Consider the following 16756-nt stretch of genomic DNA (forward strand, 5'->3'; position numbering starts at 1 on the left):
TGTCGTAAGTCGTTGCAAGGAGTCACTTTGCAGCGGCGAGCTTCGTTCGTCCCATATGGATGTGACGAGGTTTCACCAGAAAAAGGAATCAGGCTTCTCATGGGCGAACTGGCCAAAGAAATCCTCCCGGTCAATATCGAAGACGAGCTGAGACAGTCCTACCTCGACTACGCGATGAGCGTCATTGTCGGGCGTGCACTGCCCGATGCGCGTGATGGCTTGAAGCCCGTGCATCGCCGCGTTCTGTATGCGATGAGCGAACTGGGTAACGACTGGAACAAACCGTACAAGAAATCCGCCCGTGTGGTCGGTGACGTGATCGGTAAGTACCACCCGCATGGTGATACCGCCGTTTACGACACCATCGTACGTATGGCCCAGCCGTTCTCGCTGCGTTACCTGCTGGTCGACGGCCAGGGTAACTTCGGTTCGGTCGACGGCGACAATGCCGCCGCCATGCGATACACCGAAGTGCGCATGACCAAGCTGGCCCACGAGCTGCTGGCCGACCTGCATAAAGAGACGGTCGACTGGGTACCCAACTACGACGGTACCGAGCAGATCCCGGCGGTCATGCCGACCAAGATCCCCAACCTGCTGGTCAACGGTTCCAGCGGTATCGCCGTGGGCATGGCGACCAACATTCCGCCGCACAACCTCGGTGAAGTCATCGACGGTTGCCTGGCGCTGATCGACAACGCCGACATCACTGTCGACGAACTGATGCAGTTCATCCCCGGCCCGGACTTCCCGACCGCGGCGATCATCAACGGTCGCCAGGGCATCATCGAGGCCTATCGCACCGGCCGTGGCCGTATCTACATGCGCGCCCGCTCGATGGTCGAAGACATCGACAAGGTCGGTGGCCGCCAGCAGATCGTCGTCACCGAGCTGCCGTACCAGCTGAACAAGGCGCGTCTGATCGAGAAGATCGCCGAGCTGGTCAAGGAGAAGAAGCTCGAAGGTATTACCGAGCTGCGCGACGAGTCCGACAAGGACGGTATGCGTATCGTCATCGAGCTGCGTCGTGGCGAAGTGCCTGAGGTGATCCTCAACAATCTCTACGCCCAGACCCAGCTGCAGAGCGTCTTCGGCATCAACGTGGTAGCGCTGATCGACGGCCGTCCACGGGTGCTGAACCTCAAGGAGCTGCTCGAGGCCTTCGTTCGCCACCGCCGCGAAGTGGTTACCCGCCGTACCGTGTTCGAACTGCGCAAGGCGCGTGAGCGCGGGCACATCCTTGAAGGCCAGGCGGTTGCCCTGTCCAACATCGATCCGGTGATCGCCCTGATCAAGGCTTCGCCAACGCCTTCCGAGGCCAAGGAAGCGCTGATCAGCACGCCGTGGGAATCCAGTGCCGTGCAGGTCATGGTCGAGCGCGCCGGCGCCGACTCCTGCCGTCCGGAGAACCTTGATCCGCAGTTCGGTCTGCGCGATGGCAAGTACTTCCTGTCGCCGGAACAGGCCCAGGCCATTCTCGACCTGCGCCTGCACCGCCTGACAGGCCTGGAGCACGAGAAGCTGCTGGCCGAGTATCAGGAGATCCTCAACCAGATCGGCGAGCTGATCCGCATCCTCAACAGCGCCGAGCGCCTGATGGAAGTGATCCGTGAAGAGCTGGAGCTGATCCGCGCCGAGTACGGCGACGTGCGCCGTACCGAGATCCTCGATGCGCGTCTGGACCTGACCCTGGGTGACATGATTCCGGAAGAAGACCGGGTCGTGACCATCTCCCATGGCGGCTACGCCAAGACCCAGCCACTGGCCGCCTACCAAGCCCAGCGTCGCGGTGGTAAAGGCAAGTCGGCTACCGGCGTCAAGGACGAGGACTACATCTCGCACCTGCTGGTCGCCAACAGCCACACCACCCTGCTACTGTTCTCCAGCAAGGGCAAGGTGTACTGGCTCAAGACCTATGAAATCCCCGAAGCCTCCCGTGCCGCGCGCGGTCGACCGCTGGTCAACCTGCTGCCGCTGGATGAGGGCGAGTACATTTCGACCATGCTGCCGGTCGAGGAATACACCGAAGGTCACTTCATCTTCATGGCCACCGCCAACGGCACCGTGAAGAAGACCCCGCTGGAATCCTTCAGCCGCCAGCGCAGTGTCGGCCTGATCGCCCTGGAGCTGGACGAAGGCGACGTACTGATTTCCGCGGCCATCACCGATGGCGAGCGTGAGGTCATGCTGTTCTCCGACGCCGGCAAGGTGACCCGCTTCAAGGAGTCCGACGTTCGCGCCATGGGCCGTACTGCCCGCGGTGTACGCGGCATGCGTCTGGCCGAAGGGCAGAAGCTGATCTCCATGATCATCCCGGAAGAAGGCAGCCAGATCCTTACCGCCTCCGAGCGCGGCTACGGCAAACGTACTGCCATTAGCGAGTTCCCGGAGTACAAGCGTGGCGGTCAGGGCGTAATCGCCATGGTCAGCAACGAGCGTAACGGCCGTCTGGTCGGGGCTGTGCAGGTGCTCGACGGCGAAGAAATCATGCTGATTTCCGACCAGGGCACCCTGGTCCGTACCCGTGTCGGTGAAGTCTCCAGCCTGGGCCGTAATACCCAGGGTGTGACCCTCATCAAACTGGCCAGCGACGAGACCCTGGTGGGTCTGGAGCGGGTCCAGGAGCCATCCGAAGAGGAAGGTGACGAGGACTTCGACGCCGACGTGGATGGCACCGAAGTGGACGCCGATGCGGCGCCACAGGCCGATGCCGTTGCCGACGAAGAGGCACAGCCGGAATAACCTATTAGTAGCGCAATCCTGGTGGGGGAGGTCGCGGCAGTCGGGCACGGCTCGCTGCCCGACCGGCTCCTGCGGACATCAAGAGCAGAGCGAGAGTGGATGTGAGCAAACGAGCCTTTAACTTCTGCGCAGGCCCTGCTGCGCTCCCTGACGCTGTACTGCAGCGCGCCCAGGCTGAAATGCTGAACTGGCGTGGCAAAGGCCTGTCGGTGATGGAGATGAGTCACCGTAGCGACGACTACGTGGCCATTGCCGAGAAGGCCGAGCAGGATCTGCGCGACCTGATGTCCATTCCTTCCAATTACAAGGTGCTGTTCCTGCAGGGCGGTGCGAGCCAGCAGTTCGCCGAGATTCCGCTCAACCTGCTGCCTGAAGACGGCACCGCCGACTATATCGAAACCGGTATCTGGTCGAAAAAAGCCATCGAAGAAGCCCGCCGCTACGGCAACATCAACGTTGCTGCCAGTGCCAAGGCCTACGACTACCTGGCCATCCCCGGTCAGAACGAATGGAACCTGAGCGACAACGCCGCCTACGTGCACTACGCCTCGAACGAGACCATCGGTGGTCTGGAGTTCGACTGGGTGCCGCAGACCGGTGACGTGCCGTTGGTGGTCGACATGTCTTCGGACATTCTCTCGCGTCCGATCGACGTCTCCAACTTCGGCCTGATCTACGCTGGCGCCCAGAAGAACATCGGCCCGAGCGGCCTGGTGGTGGTGATTGTCCGTGAAGACCTGCTCGGCCGCGCCCGCAGCAGTTGCCCGACCATGCTCGACTATAAGGTCGCGGCCGACAACGGCTCGATGTACAACACCCCGGCAACCTATTCCTGGTACCTGTCGGGGCTGGTCTTCGAGTGGCTGAAAGAGCAGGGCGGCGTCGAGGCCATGGAGCAGCGCAACCGGGCCAAGAAAGACCGCCTGTACGGCTTCATCGACAACAGCGACTTCTACACCAACCCGATCAGCGTCAACGCCCGTTCGTGGATGAACGTGCCGTTCCGCCTGGCCGACGAGCGCCTGGACAAGGCTTTCCTCGCCGGTGCCGACGCCCGTGGCTTGCTCAACCTCAAGGGGCACCGTTCGGTCGGTGGCATGCGTGCCTCGATCTACAACGCCCTGGGCCTGGACGCGGTCGAAGCGCTGGTTGGCTACATGGCTGAATTCGAGAAGGAGCACGGCTGATGTCGGAGCAGGAACTCAAGGCGCTGCGGGTGCGCATTGACAGCCTCGACGAGAAGATCCTCGAGCTGATCAGTGACCGTGCTCGCTGCGCGCAGGAAGTGGCGCGGGTCAAAACCGCGACCCTGGCCGAAGGCGAGACGCCGGTGTTCTACCGTCCCGAGCGTGAGGCGCAGGTGCTCAAGCGCGTCATGCAGCGCAACCAGGGGCCACTGGGCAACGAAGAGATGGCGCGGTTGTTCCGCGAAATCATGTCTTCGTGCCTGGCCCTGGAGCAACCGCTGAAGGTCGCCTACCTCGGCCCTGAGGGGACCTTCACCCAGGCTGCGGCGATGAAGCATTTCGGCCATGCGGTGATCAGCAAGCCGATGGCAGCCATCGACGAAGTGTTCCGCGAAGTGGCGGCCGGCGCCGTCAACTTCGGCGTGGTGCCGGTGGAGAACTCCACCGAGGGTGCGGTCAATCACACCCTCGACAGCTTCCTCGAGCACGACATGGTGATCTGCGGCGAAGTCGAGCTGCGTATTCACCACCACCTGCTGGTGGGTGAGAACACCAAGACCGACAGCATCAGCCGCATCTACTCCCACGCCCAGTCGCTGGCCCAGTGCCGCAAGTGGCTGGATGCCCATTACCCGAATGTCGAGCGCGTGGCGGTGTCGAGCAACGCCGAAGCGGCCAAGCGGGTCAAGGGTGAGTGGAACTCGGCGGCCATTGCCGGCGACATGGCGGCTGGCCTGTACGGCCTTACGCGCCTGGCCGAGAAGATCGAAGACCGTCCGGACAACTCCACGCGCTTTCTGATGATTGGTAACCAGGAAGTGCCGCCGACCGGCGACGACAAGACCTCGATCATCGTCTCCATGAGCAACAAGCCGGGTGCCTTGCACGAGCTGTTGGTGCCGTTCCACGAGAATGGTATTGACCTCACTCGTATCGAGACCCGTCCGTCGCGCAGCGGCAAATGGACCTACGTGTTCTTCATCGATTTCGTCGGCCACCACCGCGATCCGCTGATCAAGGCCGTGCTCGAGCAGATCAGTCAGGAAGCCGTGGCCCTGAAGGTGCTGGGTTCCTACCCTAAAGCGGTACTCTGAGGTATGAATGGCGTGCATGCAGTTTTGAACAGGGTCCAGCTCCGTGGTTGAAGTCGTGGTAAACAAGCCTGGGCCGATCATCGGCCGGCTGGTGGTGGTCGGGTTGGGCCTGATTGGCGGGTCTTTCGCCAAGGGCTTGCGTGAAAGCGGTCTGTGCCGCGAAGTGGTCGGTGTCGACCTCGATCCGCAGTCGCGCAAGCTGGCGGTGGAGCTGGGCGTGGTCGACCGCTGCGAAGAAGACCTCGCTGCCGCCTGCGTCGGCGCTGATGTCATTCAGCTGGCCGTGCCGATCCTGGCCATGGAAAAGCTCCTCGCGCGCCTGGCTCAACTGGATCTCGGCCAGGCGGTGCTGACCGACGTCGGCAGTGCCAAGGGTAATGTCGTGCGCGCCGCCCGCGAGGCCCTCGGTGCGCGATTGCCGCGTTTTGTACCCGGGCATCCGATTGCCGGCTCCGAGCAGAGCGGGGTGGAGGCTTCCAATGCTTCGCTGTTCCGCCGCCACAAAGTCATTCTCACGCCGCTGGCTGAAACCGAGCCGGCCGCGCTGGCGCTGGTCGATCAGCTCTGGCGTGCGCTTGAGGCCGATGTCGAGCACATGCAGGTCGAGCGTCACGACGAAGTCCTGGCCGCGACCAGCCACTTGCCGCACCTGCTGGCCTTCGGCCTGGTCGATTCCCTGGCCAAGCGCAATGAAAACCTCGATATCTTCCGTTACGCTGCCGGAGGTTTCCGCGATTTCACGAGAATCGCCGGAAGCGACCCGGTCATGTGGCACGACATCTTTCTCGCCAATCGCGAGGCTGTCCTGCGCACGCTGGATACATTTCGCAGCGACCTCGACGCCTTGCGCGACGCGGTCGATGCAGGGGATGGGCATCAACTGCTGGGCGTCTTCACGCGCGCCCGTGTTGCCCGCGAGCATTTCAGTAAAATCCTGGCCCGCCGGGCCTATGTGGACGCTATGAACTCCAACGACCTGATTTTCCTGGCAAATCCTGGTGGCCGCGTGTCTGGCCGTATTCGTGTACCAGGTGACAAATCGATTTCCCATCGCTCGATCATGCTCGGCTCCCTGGCCGAAGGCACCACCGAAGTGGAAGGTTTCCTCGAGGGCGAAGACGCCCTGGCAACCTTGCAGGCCTTCCGCGACATGGGTGTGGTCATTGAAGGACCGCACCATGGCCGTGTGACTATCCATGGTGTCGGCCTCAATGGCCTGAAGCCGCCACCGGGCCCGATCTACCTGGGTAACTCCGGTACCTCCATGCGTCTGCTCTCCGGCCTGCTGGCGGCGCAGCCGTTCGACACCGTGCTGACCGGCGATGCCTCGCTGTCCAAGCGGCCGATGAATCGCGTGGCCAACCCGCTGCGGGAAATGGGCGCGGTGATCGAAACTGCCGCCGAAGGTCGTCCGCCGATGACCATCCGTGGTGGCCACACCCTCAAGGCCCTGACCTACACGCTGCCGATGGCCAGTGCCCAGGTCAAATCCTGCCTGCTGCTGGCCGGCCTGTACGCCCAAGGCAAGACCACGGTTACCGAGCCTGCGCCAACCCGCGACCACACCGAGCGCATGCTCCGTGGCTTTGGCTACAGCGTTGACGTTGAGGGTCCTACGGCTTCGCTGGAATCTGGCGGCAAGCTGACGGCAACTCATATCGAAGTGCCGGCGGATATTTCCTCGGCGGCGTTCTTCCTGGTGGCTGCATCGATTGCCGAAGGCTCTGAACTGCTGCTCGAGCACGTCGGCATCAACCCGACCCGTACCGGCGTCATCGATATCCTGCGCCTGATGGGCGGCGACATCACCCTGGAAAACCAGCGTGAAGTCGGCGGTGAGCCGGTGGCTGACCTGCGCGTACGCGGGGCTAAACTCAAAGGTATCGAGATCCCCGAGCACCTGGTACCGCTGGCCATCGACGAGTTCCCGGTGCTGTTCGTCGCCGCGGCCTGCGCCCAAGGCCGTACCGTGCTGCGCGGTGCCGAAGAGCTGCGGGTCAAGGAATCCGATCGCATCCAGGTCATGGCCGACGGCCTGCTGGCCCTGGGCGTAAAGTGCGAGCCAACCCCGGACGGCATTATCATCGACGGCGGCGTGATCGGCGGCGGCGAAGTGCACGGTCATGGCGACCATCGCATCTCCATGGCCTTCAGTGTGGCCTCGTTGCGCGCCACCGCGCCGATCCGCATCCATGATTGTGCCAACGTCGCGACCTCGTTCCCGAACTTCCTCGCCCTGTGCGCCGAAGTCGGCATCCGTGTGGCAGAAGAGGGCAAGTCGTGAATTCCAACGCACCGGTCATCACCATTGACGGGCCAAGCGGCTCGGGCAAGGGCACCGTCGCCGGCCTGCTGGCCCGCGAGCTGGGCTGGAAGCTGCTGGATTCCGGCGCGCTGTACCGCTTGCTGGCCTTCAACGCCAACAACCACGGTGTCGACCTGACCAACGAAGAATTGCTCAAGGCCCTGGCCGCACATCTGGATGTGCAGTTCATCGCCGCCGAGCCGGGCAAGCTGCAGCAGATCATTCTCGAAGGTGAGGATGTCAGCAATGTCATCCGTACCGAAACCGTGGGTGCCGGTGCTTCCATGGTCGCCTCGCTGCCGGCGGTGCGTGAAGCCTTGCTGCAGCGCCAGCGGGCGTTCCAGGAAGCGCCGGGGCTGATTGCCGACGGCCGCGACATGGGCACCGTGGTGTTCCCGAATGCGCCTCTGAAGGTTTTTCTGACCGCCAGCGCCGAGGAGCGTGCCCGCCGTCGTTACTTGCAGTTGAAGGGCAAGGGCGAAGATGTTAGTCTGTCGAGTCTGCTAGATGAGATTCGTGCGCGCGATGAGCGCGACACCCAGCGCGCAGTGGCCCCGCTCAAGCCGGCGGCCGATGCGATCCAGCTGGATTCCACGGAGTTGTCCATCGAGCAGGTGTTGCAACGCATCAAGAGCGAGATCGCCCTGCGCGATATCGCCTGATGACCAGGAGAGCAGGCAGGGGCACCAGTCAACGTCCTGTCGGCTTTCCTTTATATGAACGAAACCCACATTGTCTGGAATGTGGCTGATGGGCGTATGTCCCGCCCTAATCTACAGGAATTAAAATGAGCGAAAGCTTTGCAGAACTCTTTGAAGAAAGCCTGAAAACCCTCAATCTTCAGCCGGGTGCGATCATCACCGGTATCGTTGTCGACATCGACGGCGACTGGGTTACCGTACACGCTGGCCTGAAGTCCGAGGGCGTCATCCCGCTCGAGCAGTTCTACAACGAAGCTGGCGAGCTGACCATCAAGGTCGGTGACGAAGTTCACGTTGCGCTGGACGCGGTCGAAGACGGCTTTGGCGAAACCAAACTGTCCCGTGAAAAAGCCAAGCGCGCCGAGTGCTGGATTGTTCTGGAAGCAGCTTTCGCCGCCGAAGAAGTGGTCAAGGGCGTTATCAACGGTAAGGTTAAAGGCGGCTTCACTGTCGACGTTAACGGTATCCGTGCGTTCCTGCCTGGTTCCCTGGTTGATGTCCGCCCAGTGCGCGACACCACCCACCTGGAAGGCAAAGAGCTGGAATTCAAGGTCATCAAACTGGACCAGAAGCGCAACAACGTTGTCGTTTCCCGTCGCAGCGTCCTGGAAGCCGAGAACAGCGCCGAGCGCGAAGCTCTGCTGGAATCCCTGCAGGAAGGCCAGCAAGTCAAAGGTATCGTCAAGAACCTCACCGACTACGGCGCATTCGTTGACCTGGGCGGCGTTGATGGCCTGCTGCACATCACCGACATGGCTTGGAAACGTATCAAGCACCCATCGGAAATCGTCAACGTTGGCGACGAGATCGATGTCAAGGTTCTGAAGTACGATCGCGAGCGCAATCGTGTATCCCTGGGTCTGAAGCAACTGGGTGAAGACCCATGGGTTGCTATCAAGGCTCGTTACCCAGAAAGCACCCGCGTCATGGCGCGTGTTACCAACCTGACCGACTACGGCTGCTTCGCAGAGCTGGAAGAAGGCGTGGAAGGCCTGGTACACGTTTCCGAAATGGACTGGACCAACAAGAACATCCATCCTTCGAAAGTCGTACAAGTCGGCGACGAAGTGGAAGTCATGGTTCTGGACATCGACGAAGAGCGTCGTCGTATCTCCCTGGGCATCAAACAGTGCAAGTCCAACCCATGGGAAGACTTCTCTGGCCAGTTCAACAAGGGCGACAAGATCTCCGGCACCATCAAGTCGATCACCGATTTCGGTATCTTCATTGGTCTGGACGGCGGCATCGACGGCCTGGTTCACCTGTCGGACATCTCCTGGAACGAAGTCGGCGAAGAAGCCGTACGTCGCTTCAAGAAGGGCGACGAGCTGGACACCGTCATCCTGTCGGTTGACCCAGAGCGCGAGCGCATCTCGCTGGGTATCAAGCAGCTGGAAAGCGATCCGTTCTCCGAGTACGTTGCTAGCAACGACAAGGGTGCAATCGTCAAGGGTGTTGTAAAAGAAGTTGACGCCAAAGGCGCCATCATCACCCTGGCCGACGACATCGAAGCCACTCTGAAAGCTTCCGAAATCAGCCGTGACCGCGTTGAAGACGCGCGTAACGTCCTGAAGGAAGGCGAAGAGATCGAAGCGAAGATCATCAGCGTTGACCGCAAATCGCGCGTCATCCAGCTGTCGATCAAGTCGAAAGACGACGCTGAAGAGAAAGAAGCTATCCAGAGCCTGAAAGAATCCGCTCCGGAAGCTGCTGCTGACACCACCATGGCTGCGCTGCTGCGTCAGGCAATGGCCAAACAGAACTAAGTTCTGCTGGTGTTAAAAAAGGGCGACTTCGGTCGCCCTTTTTTATGCCTGCGATTCTTGCTTGCGGCTGAAACCCTTACGCCAGTGAGCTTCGGCGTAATCAATGGCAAACAGCTATCATCCATTACGCCAAGGCGTATTTCTTCAAAATCCGATTAAGTCAAGAACCGCCCTGTTCAAATCCCTCAGGTCATGCTAAAAACAACGGAGCAATGATCTAGCTGCTTGATAAAGAAGGGAAAAATATGACGAAGTCGGAGCTGATCGAACGTATTGTCACCCATCAAGGGCTGCTCTCATCCAAGGATGTCGAGCTGGCCATCAAGACCATGCTTGAGCAAATGTCCCAGTGCCTGGCCACTGGCGACCGCATCGAAATCCGCGGCTTTGGCAGCTTCTCCCTGCACTATCGTGCCCCCCGCGTAGGTCGCAACCCAAAAACCGGTCAGTCCGTCAGCCTGGATGGCAAGTTTGTGCCACACTTCAAGCCGGGGAAGGAGCTGCGGGATCGGGTGAATGAGGAAGAGTCCCAAGAACACTAATCGGATAAAAGGAAGCCTCCGTGCGGAACTTCAAGCGGTTGATTTTGGTCGTATTTCTTTTGCTGCTAGCAGCGATGGTGCTGATTTTTGTGCTGGATAATCAGCAGCCGGCGTCATTGCATTTCATGGCCTGGACACTGCCTTCCCTGCCGTTGGCTGTATTTGTACTTATCGCATTGCTGGTTGGTCTGGCTGTGGGCCCCTTGTTGGTGCTGGCCGGCCGATTGCTTGGCAAAGAAGGGCGGGGGCGAGCTAAAGTTTGATTTTCGTAGCCTGCTTGGCGATTGCCAATGGCAAGGGCGTGGCTGTTATAGATGTAAAAACGCTCAACGATAAGAGCGCAGCGAAACCTGATAAGGACTGAATTATAAATGCGCAACACCCCCGAGAGTAATCGGTTAGATCCAGAGTTGGACGTGCTTGAGTTACTTGGAAGCCTTTGGGCGAAAAAACTGATTATCTTGTCAGTCATGTTCCTCGCCGTCCTGGCAGCTGTGATTTATCTGTTCATCGCCAAGCCTGTTTATGAAGCCCGGGTTTTTGTCATTCCGCCGACCCAGAATGGTATCGCCGATTTCAACTACGGTCGTACTGCCGAGGCTGAGCTGAAACCGTACTCGGTCAAGGATGTGTACGAGGTTTTTTTGCGTGATCTTCAAGCAGAATCGTTGCGCCGTAGTTTTTTTGAAGAGTTTTATCTGCCATCGCTCAGCGAGTCAGAGCGTGCGGGTTCGCAAACTCGACTTTACGAAAAATTTTCTCGTGAGTTGGTGATTTCACCCAGTGGAAAAGACTCCCCTGATCGCTATTCGTTGACAGTGCAAGGCGAGGATCCACAGCGTGTGGTCGCCTGGGCCAAGACTTACGTTATGCGCGCCGGTGATTCGGCTCGTGAAGAGATGATAAAGAACGTCACCCGCGAAGCAGAAGTTCGCGCGAGGAATCTGGCTCAACAGATTGATCGTTTGCGCGAAGGTGGGCAGAAGGTGCGCGAGGACCTTATTGTTCAGTTGCGCGAGGCGCTGAATGTTGCGCGTGCAATTGGTTTGAAAGAGCCGCCGATTATCAGTGGGAATTTGTCTACCGAAGTGTCTGCGGGTATGGATGGGCACTTGAGCTACATGCGTGGTACCAAGGCGCTGGAGGCGGAGATTCAGAACCTCGAGCAGCGCAGGTCTGACGATCCGTTCATTACCCGTTTGCGTGACCTGCAGGCCCGGTATGCGTTCTATATGAGTGTTGAAGTCAACCCTGAGAGTGTAGCGGTTTTTCGCATCGACGGTCCTATAGAACAGCCTGACGCCCCGATCAAGCCAAGAAAATCTGTGGTGCTGGCCATGGCTGCGCTGGCTGGATTGCTCCTGGGTGTAGGCTATGTCCTGTTGGCGGCAGCGATGCGCCGGCGGCCGGTTCGACCGCAATAATTAAAGTGCTCGGTCATGACTCCAAAAGCGGCGGCGCCGCTTTTGGTGTTTCCGGGGCAGGCTCTGTTTTATCGTGAGGCCCGCTTTGCTATCGTGCAGCAAGGCGGCCTGAAAGCGAATTTTCGAGGGTGTAGCATGATTCCGTTCAACAAACCACCTTACACCGGTGCGGAAGATCAGTACGTTATTGCGGCGATGCGCAGCGATAAAATGTCCGGAGATGGCGAGTTTAGTCAACGCTGCCAACAGTGGTTTGAGACAAGCTTTGCTTGCTTGCGCACGTTGTTAACGCCGTCCTGTACCCAGGCGCTCGAAATGGCAGCACTGCTTCTGGATATTGGCCCTGGCGATGAAGTCATCATGCCAAGCTATACCTTTGTCAGTACCGCCAACGCCTTTGTTTTGCGCGGTGCCAAAATTGTCTTTGTTGATGTTCGGGCTGACACCATGAATATCGACGAAACCTTGGTTGAACAGGCGATTACCGAACGAACAAAAGCGATCGTTCCTGTGCACTATGCCGGTGTTGCCTGCGAAATGGACACGTTGATGGCCATTGCCGAGAAGCACGGCCTGTTCGTTGTCGAAGATGCGGCTCAAGGCATGATGTCGACCTACAAAGGACGGCCGCTGGGCACCATTGGGCATTTGGCGGCTTACAGCTTTCACGAGACCAAGAACTATACCAGCGGTGGTGAGGGGGGCTTGCTGCTGATTAATGACGAGCGCTTTGTTTTGCGTGCAGAAGTCATTCGTGAGAAAGGTACGAACCGCTCGCAGTTCTTTCGTGGGCAGGTCGACAAGTACACGTGGCGTGACATTGGCTCAAGTTTCTTGCCGGGTGAGTTGCAGGCTGCTTACCTCTATGCACAGTTGGAAAAATCGAAAGAGATCAATGCCCGTCGACTGCAAATCTGGGATATGTATCACCAGGCCTTTGCGGCTTCGGAATTGCATGGGCTGGTTCAGCGTCCCCAGGTTCCGGAGGGCTGCGAGCACAATGGCCATATGTACTACCTGAAACTCCAGTCGCTCGACCAGCGTGCGAAGTTCATCAGCCATATGCGTCAGCGCGAAATCTTGACGCCATTCCACTATATCCCTCTGCATGCCAGCCCTGCAGGCCAGCAGTTCGGCAGGTTTGTCGGTGACGACGTAGTAACGACTCGTGACAGTGAACGACTGGTTCGCCTTCCGGTCTGGTTCAACATGACTGATGCCATGGTGGCTACCGTCATTGATGCAGCGCTCGAGGGGCTGAGTTCAATTCAATGAGTGCTGTCCGTTCAGCCCTGTTCACGGGTGGCGCCCATGCATCGAAAGTGCTCATGGGCTTCATCCTTCTTAAGGTCATGGCTGTTTATCTTGGTCCGGAGGGCGTGGGTAAGCTCGGGCACCTGATGAGTGTTGTCAGTGTGCTGACGATTCTTTCCGGAGGCGGCATCATCAATGCGTTGGTCAAGTACTGTTCTGAGTACCACCAGACGCCCAGGAAACTGCTGCGTTTCATTTCGGCTGCGGTCACCTATGCCCTGTTATTCTCCCTGTTGGTTTGTATTGCGGGGATAGTGCTTTCACGGCCGCTTTCACTGTTTGTATTTGGTGTCGATGACTATCAGTCGATCATCATTCTGCTGGCCATTGCCCAGTTGGCACTGGCGTTTGCAAATGTTGTTTTCGGTGTCACCAATGGCTTGCGTGTAACCCACGTTTTCGCCTACAGCCAGATTCTTGGCAACGTCTTGGCGGTCCCTTTGTTATGGTTCTGTATCTCCCGTTATCTGGAGTATGGGGCCGGGGTTTCCATCGTTCTGGCTTCATCCTTGTGCGCGCTACCAGCACTGTACTTTTACCGTCGCTCACCTTTTTGGGGGCGGATTCGCCTATTCAAGATTGATGGGCTGTCGTTCCGGCAATTGTTTGCCTATACCACAATGCTGGTGGTCAGCACGCTGGCATTCCCGCTGGTAGAAATCACTGTGCGCAGCATGTTGATTTCCCAGGTGGGCTATCACGATGCGGGGATCTGGCAGGCGGCGATTCGCTTTTCTGCGGCGTACCTGGGTTTCTTTACCATGTTCCTGGCCTTCTATTTTGTGCCACGGATTTCCCCTGAACAGGACAGTACTGTCGTGGTGAAGATGACACTCCGGCACCTGTATCTGGTTCAGGCTATTTTTGTCCTTGGTGCGGGGACGCTGTACCTGGGGCGAACGTTCTTCATAAAGCTTATTTTTTCCGAAGAGTTTAGCCCGCTGGCCGACCTGATTATTTATCAGTTGCTGGGGGACTTTTTCAAAATATCGGCCTATGTAATCGGTTTTATCGCCGTGGCGAAGGCGGCAACGAAGTTATATATTATTGCCGAGGTGCTCCAGGGCGGTTTGTTTTTGTTGGGTGCCTGGCTGATGAGTCGCGCTCAGGTGGGCGTTGAAAGTGTTATGCAAGCATACGTTGTTACTTATATCCTGTACTTCGTTATTTGCTTGATCGGTTTGCGGGTTTATATGAGGAAGCAGCGTTGAGTCTCAAGGAAACCGGTGCGTCCGAGCGGGCGCAGCAAGCGTTCAGTGCCAGGGTCATTCACTTGTCTACCAATGATTTTGGTGGTGCCGGCAGTGCGGCTTTGCGCTTTCACGCGTCCTTGCTGGCAGCCGGGCACGACTCGCAATTGTTTGTGGCTGAATCCCGATCGTCCCATACCGTGCCGGCGGTAACGCGGGTGGTGAGCGAACTGTTCAAGGTCCGTATCAAGGCGTTTGCCAGGAAGCACTTGCCATCAAAAGTGTTCTCCAGGGTGCGGGCCCACTTTGCCGCTCGCGAGCGATTTTCGGCAAAAAGAAAGTACCTGTTCTTTTCTGTCGGCGAGTCCGCGGTTCAAGGCATCAATCCCGAGCTGGTTCAGCGTATTACCTCGGCAGATGTGCTCTTTGTGCACTGGGTTGCGGGCTTTGCCAACAGCTTCGATGTCCTGCAGATCCAGAGAAAAACTGGTTGCAAGGTGTATTACACCTCAATGGACATGGCGCACCTGACCGGTGGCTGCCACTACTACTGGCAGTGCACGGGTTTCCAGGTCGATTGCTCTGATTGTCCGGCGCTCGATCAGCGCCAGAAAAATTATGCGGCTTATCAGTTGCGCGCCAAGTCGGTGAATATTCTGCAGATGAAGGCGACATTATTGTCGGGTAGCCAGCGCATTCATGAGGCCGGAAAGCGCTCTGCCATTCAATATGCTGACCATCAGCTGTTGTCGCTGCCGCTGGACGCCGACCTGTTCAAGCCAGAACTGGCGCAGCGTGCTCCGGAGCGTTCGGTGCAGTTCCGGATGCTTACCAATGCCAATGATGCTGACGACCCGCGCAAGGGTTTTGAATACCTCTCCCAAGTGCTCGTCTGTCTGGAGCAGCAGTTGCTCGCGGGGGAGGAGATTGGTCTCCTGTGCCTGGCGCCGGATCGCTTCTCTCATCTGGGTCTTGAGCGTGTTAAAGTGATCCAATTCGACTACTGTCAAGGCGATGCCGCGTTGGCGGCGCTTTATCGTAAGGCTGATCTGTTTGTCAGTACGTCAATCGAAGATGCTGGCCCTATGATGGTAGGGGAAGCGCTAATGTGTGGCGTACCCGTAGTGGCATTTGATGTCGGCATCGCCACGGAGCTCGTGGAAGAAGGTCGCAATGGTTTTATCGTCGACCGGCTTGATGTCCGGCAAATGGCAGTACGTATCCTCAGTGTTTACCGGGCGCAAGCGCCTGATCTCGAGCAACCCGGCGTCATTCACGAGCGCGCAGCGCGTGTGTTCAGCCATCTGCACTGGGCTGACAGGGTTTCTGATTTGATTTCGGCTGAAATATAGAACTGGATAATTGAAATGAAAAAGAAAGCTTTAATTACTGGCGTTACCGGGCAAGACGGTTCTTATCTCGCCGAATTGCTGCTGGAAAAAGGTTACGAAGTTCACGGAATCAAGCGCCGGGCTTCTTCATTCAATACCCAGCGTGTGGACCATATCTATCAGGATCCACATGTTGCCAATCAAAATTTCGTTTTGCACTACGGTGATCTTTCCGACGCTTCCAACTTGACCCGCATCATCAAGGAAGTTCAGCCTGATGAGGTCTACAACCTGGGCGCCCAGTCTCATGTTGCGGTAAGTTTTGAGTCGCCTGAGTACACCGCGGATGTCGATGCCTTGGGTACCCTGCGGATTCTCGAAGCCATTCGCTTGCTCGGCCTGGAAAAGAAAACCCGCTTCTATCAGGCGTCGACCTCTGAGCTGTATGGCCTCGTCCAAGAGACGCCGCAGCGTGAAACCACGCCGTTCTATCCGCGTTCGCCCTATGCGGTGGCGAAGATGTATGCCTACTGGATCACGGTCAACTACCGTGAAGCCTACGGTATGTATGCCTGTAACGGTATTCTCTTCAACCACGAGTCGCCGCGTCGCGGCGAGACTTTCGTGACCCGCAAGATTACCCGTGCCTTGGCCAATATCAGTCAGGGGCTGGAAGATTGCCTGTACCTGGGCAACATGGACGCGCTGCGTGACTGGGGGCATGCCAAGGACTACGTTCGCATGCAGTGGATGATGCTGCAGCAGGAAGTTGCTGATGATTTCGTCATTGCTACGGGTGTGCAGTACTCGGTTCGCCAGTTCGTCGAGTGGTCAGCAGCGGAGTTGGGTGTCTCGTTGCGCTTCGAAGGCACGGGTGTTGATGAGGTTGCGATCGTTTCCGCCATCGAAGGTGACAAGGCGCCAGCGCTGAAGGTTGGCGATGTCATTGTGCGTGTCGACCCGCGCTACTTCCGTCCTGCGGAAGTAGAAACTTTGCTGGGCGATCCAGCCAAGGCAAAAGAGAAGCTGGGCTGGGTGCCGGAAATTACCGTTCAGGAAATGTGTGCGGAAATGGTCAGCGAAGATCTCAAGGTGGCCCAGCGCCACGCGCTGCTCAAGTCCCATGGTCATGACGTGCATGTAGCGGTGGAGCGTTAATC

At 58.2% G+C, this 16756-nt stretch carries 13 protein-coding genes; all 13 read left to right on the forward strand.

Annotated elements, in window-relative coordinates; translation table 11 throughout:
• Nucleotides 1-99: 99 nt before the first annotated feature.
• Nucleotides 100-2742 carry a DNA gyrase subunit A gene (gene gyrA, locus BLR26_RS10405; protein WP_093380415.1) on the forward strand — a complete coding sequence of 881 codons (2643 nt, stop codon included), beginning with the start codon at nucleotides 100-102 and terminating at the stop codon, nucleotides 2740-2742.
• 101 nt (nucleotides 2743-2843) lie between these two features.
• On the forward strand, nucleotides 2844-3929 hold the full coding sequence (gene serC, locus BLR26_RS10410) for a 3-phosphoserine/phosphohydroxythreonine transaminase (protein ID WP_093387365.1): 1086 nt from the start codon (nucleotides 2844-2846) through the stop codon (nucleotides 3927-3929).
• On the forward strand, nucleotides 3929-5023 hold the full coding sequence (gene pheA, locus BLR26_RS10415; protein ID WP_093380418.1) for a prephenate dehydratase: 1095 nt from the start codon (nucleotides 3929-3931) through the stop codon (nucleotides 5021-5023). The genes serC and pheA overlap by 1 nt, the downstream gene beginning before the upstream one ends.
• 43 nt (nucleotides 5024-5066) lie before the next feature.
• Nucleotides 5067-7307, forward strand: a complete 2241-nt coding sequence (locus BLR26_RS10420; protein ID WP_045195387.1) for a bifunctional prephenate dehydrogenase/3-phosphoshikimate 1-carboxyvinyltransferase — start codon at nucleotides 5067-5069, stop codon at nucleotides 7305-7307.
• The gene (gene cmk, locus BLR26_RS10425; RefSeq protein ID WP_093380420.1) at nucleotides 7304-7990 is read left to right on the forward strand and encodes a (d)CMP kinase; all 687 of its coding nucleotides are present in this window, start codon (nucleotides 7304-7306) and stop codon (nucleotides 7988-7990) included. The genes BLR26_RS10420 and cmk overlap by 4 nt, the downstream gene beginning before the upstream one ends.
• Nucleotides 7991-8115: 125 nt before the next feature.
• Complete coding sequence (gene rpsA, locus BLR26_RS10430) at nucleotides 8116-9795, forward strand: 30S ribosomal protein S1 (RefSeq protein WP_045195383.1); 1680 nt, start codon at nucleotides 8116-8118, stop codon at nucleotides 9793-9795.
• Between the two features lie 245 nt (nucleotides 9796-10040).
• Nucleotides 10041-10337, forward strand: coding sequence for an integration host factor subunit beta (gene ihfB / locus BLR26_RS10435; protein WP_045195381.1), 297 nt, complete (start codon nucleotides 10041-10043; stop codon nucleotides 10335-10337).
• 20 nt (nucleotides 10338-10357) lie between these two features.
• Nucleotides 10358-10600, forward strand: a complete 243-nt coding sequence (locus tag BLR26_RS10440) for a lipopolysaccharide assembly protein LapA domain-containing protein (protein ID WP_045195379.1) — start codon at nucleotides 10358-10360, stop codon at nucleotides 10598-10600.
• Between the two features lie 108 nt (nucleotides 10601-10708).
• Nucleotides 10709-11761 (forward strand): LPS O-antigen chain length determinant protein WzzB, encoded by a 1053-nt coding sequence (locus tag BLR26_RS10445; protein WP_093380422.1) that lies wholly within the window; start codon nucleotides 10709-10711, stop codon nucleotides 11759-11761.
• 135 nt (nucleotides 11762-11896) lie between these two features.
• The gene (gene rffA, locus BLR26_RS10450) at nucleotides 11897-13036 is read left to right on the forward strand and encodes a dTDP-4-amino-4,6-dideoxygalactose transaminase (RefSeq protein ID WP_093380425.1); all 1140 of its coding nucleotides are present in this window, start codon (nucleotides 11897-11899) and stop codon (nucleotides 13034-13036) included.
• Complete coding sequence (locus BLR26_RS10455) at nucleotides 13033-14286, forward strand: O-antigen translocase (RefSeq protein ID WP_093380428.1); 1254 nt, start codon at nucleotides 13033-13035, stop codon at nucleotides 14284-14286. Before rffA ends, BLR26_RS10455 begins: the two co-directional genes overlap by 4 nt.
• Entirely contained in the window at nucleotides 14283-15617 is a 1335-nt protein-coding gene (locus BLR26_RS10460) for a glycosyltransferase (protein ID WP_093380431.1), read from the forward strand. Before BLR26_RS10455 ends, BLR26_RS10460 begins: the two co-directional genes overlap by 4 nt.
• A gap of 15 nt (nucleotides 15618-15632) precedes the next feature.
• A complete protein-coding gene (gmd, locus tag BLR26_RS10465; protein WP_045195372.1) occupies nucleotides 15633-16754 on the forward strand; it encodes a GDP-mannose 4,6-dehydratase in 1122 nt (373 codons plus the stop codon).
• Nucleotides 16755-16756: the final 2 nt, after the last annotated feature.

The sequence above is a fragment of the Pseudomonas sp. UC 17F4 genome (assembly GCF_900101695.1).
Taxonomy (GTDB): Bacteria; Pseudomonadota; Gammaproteobacteria; order Pseudomonadales; family Pseudomonadaceae; genus Aquipseudomonas.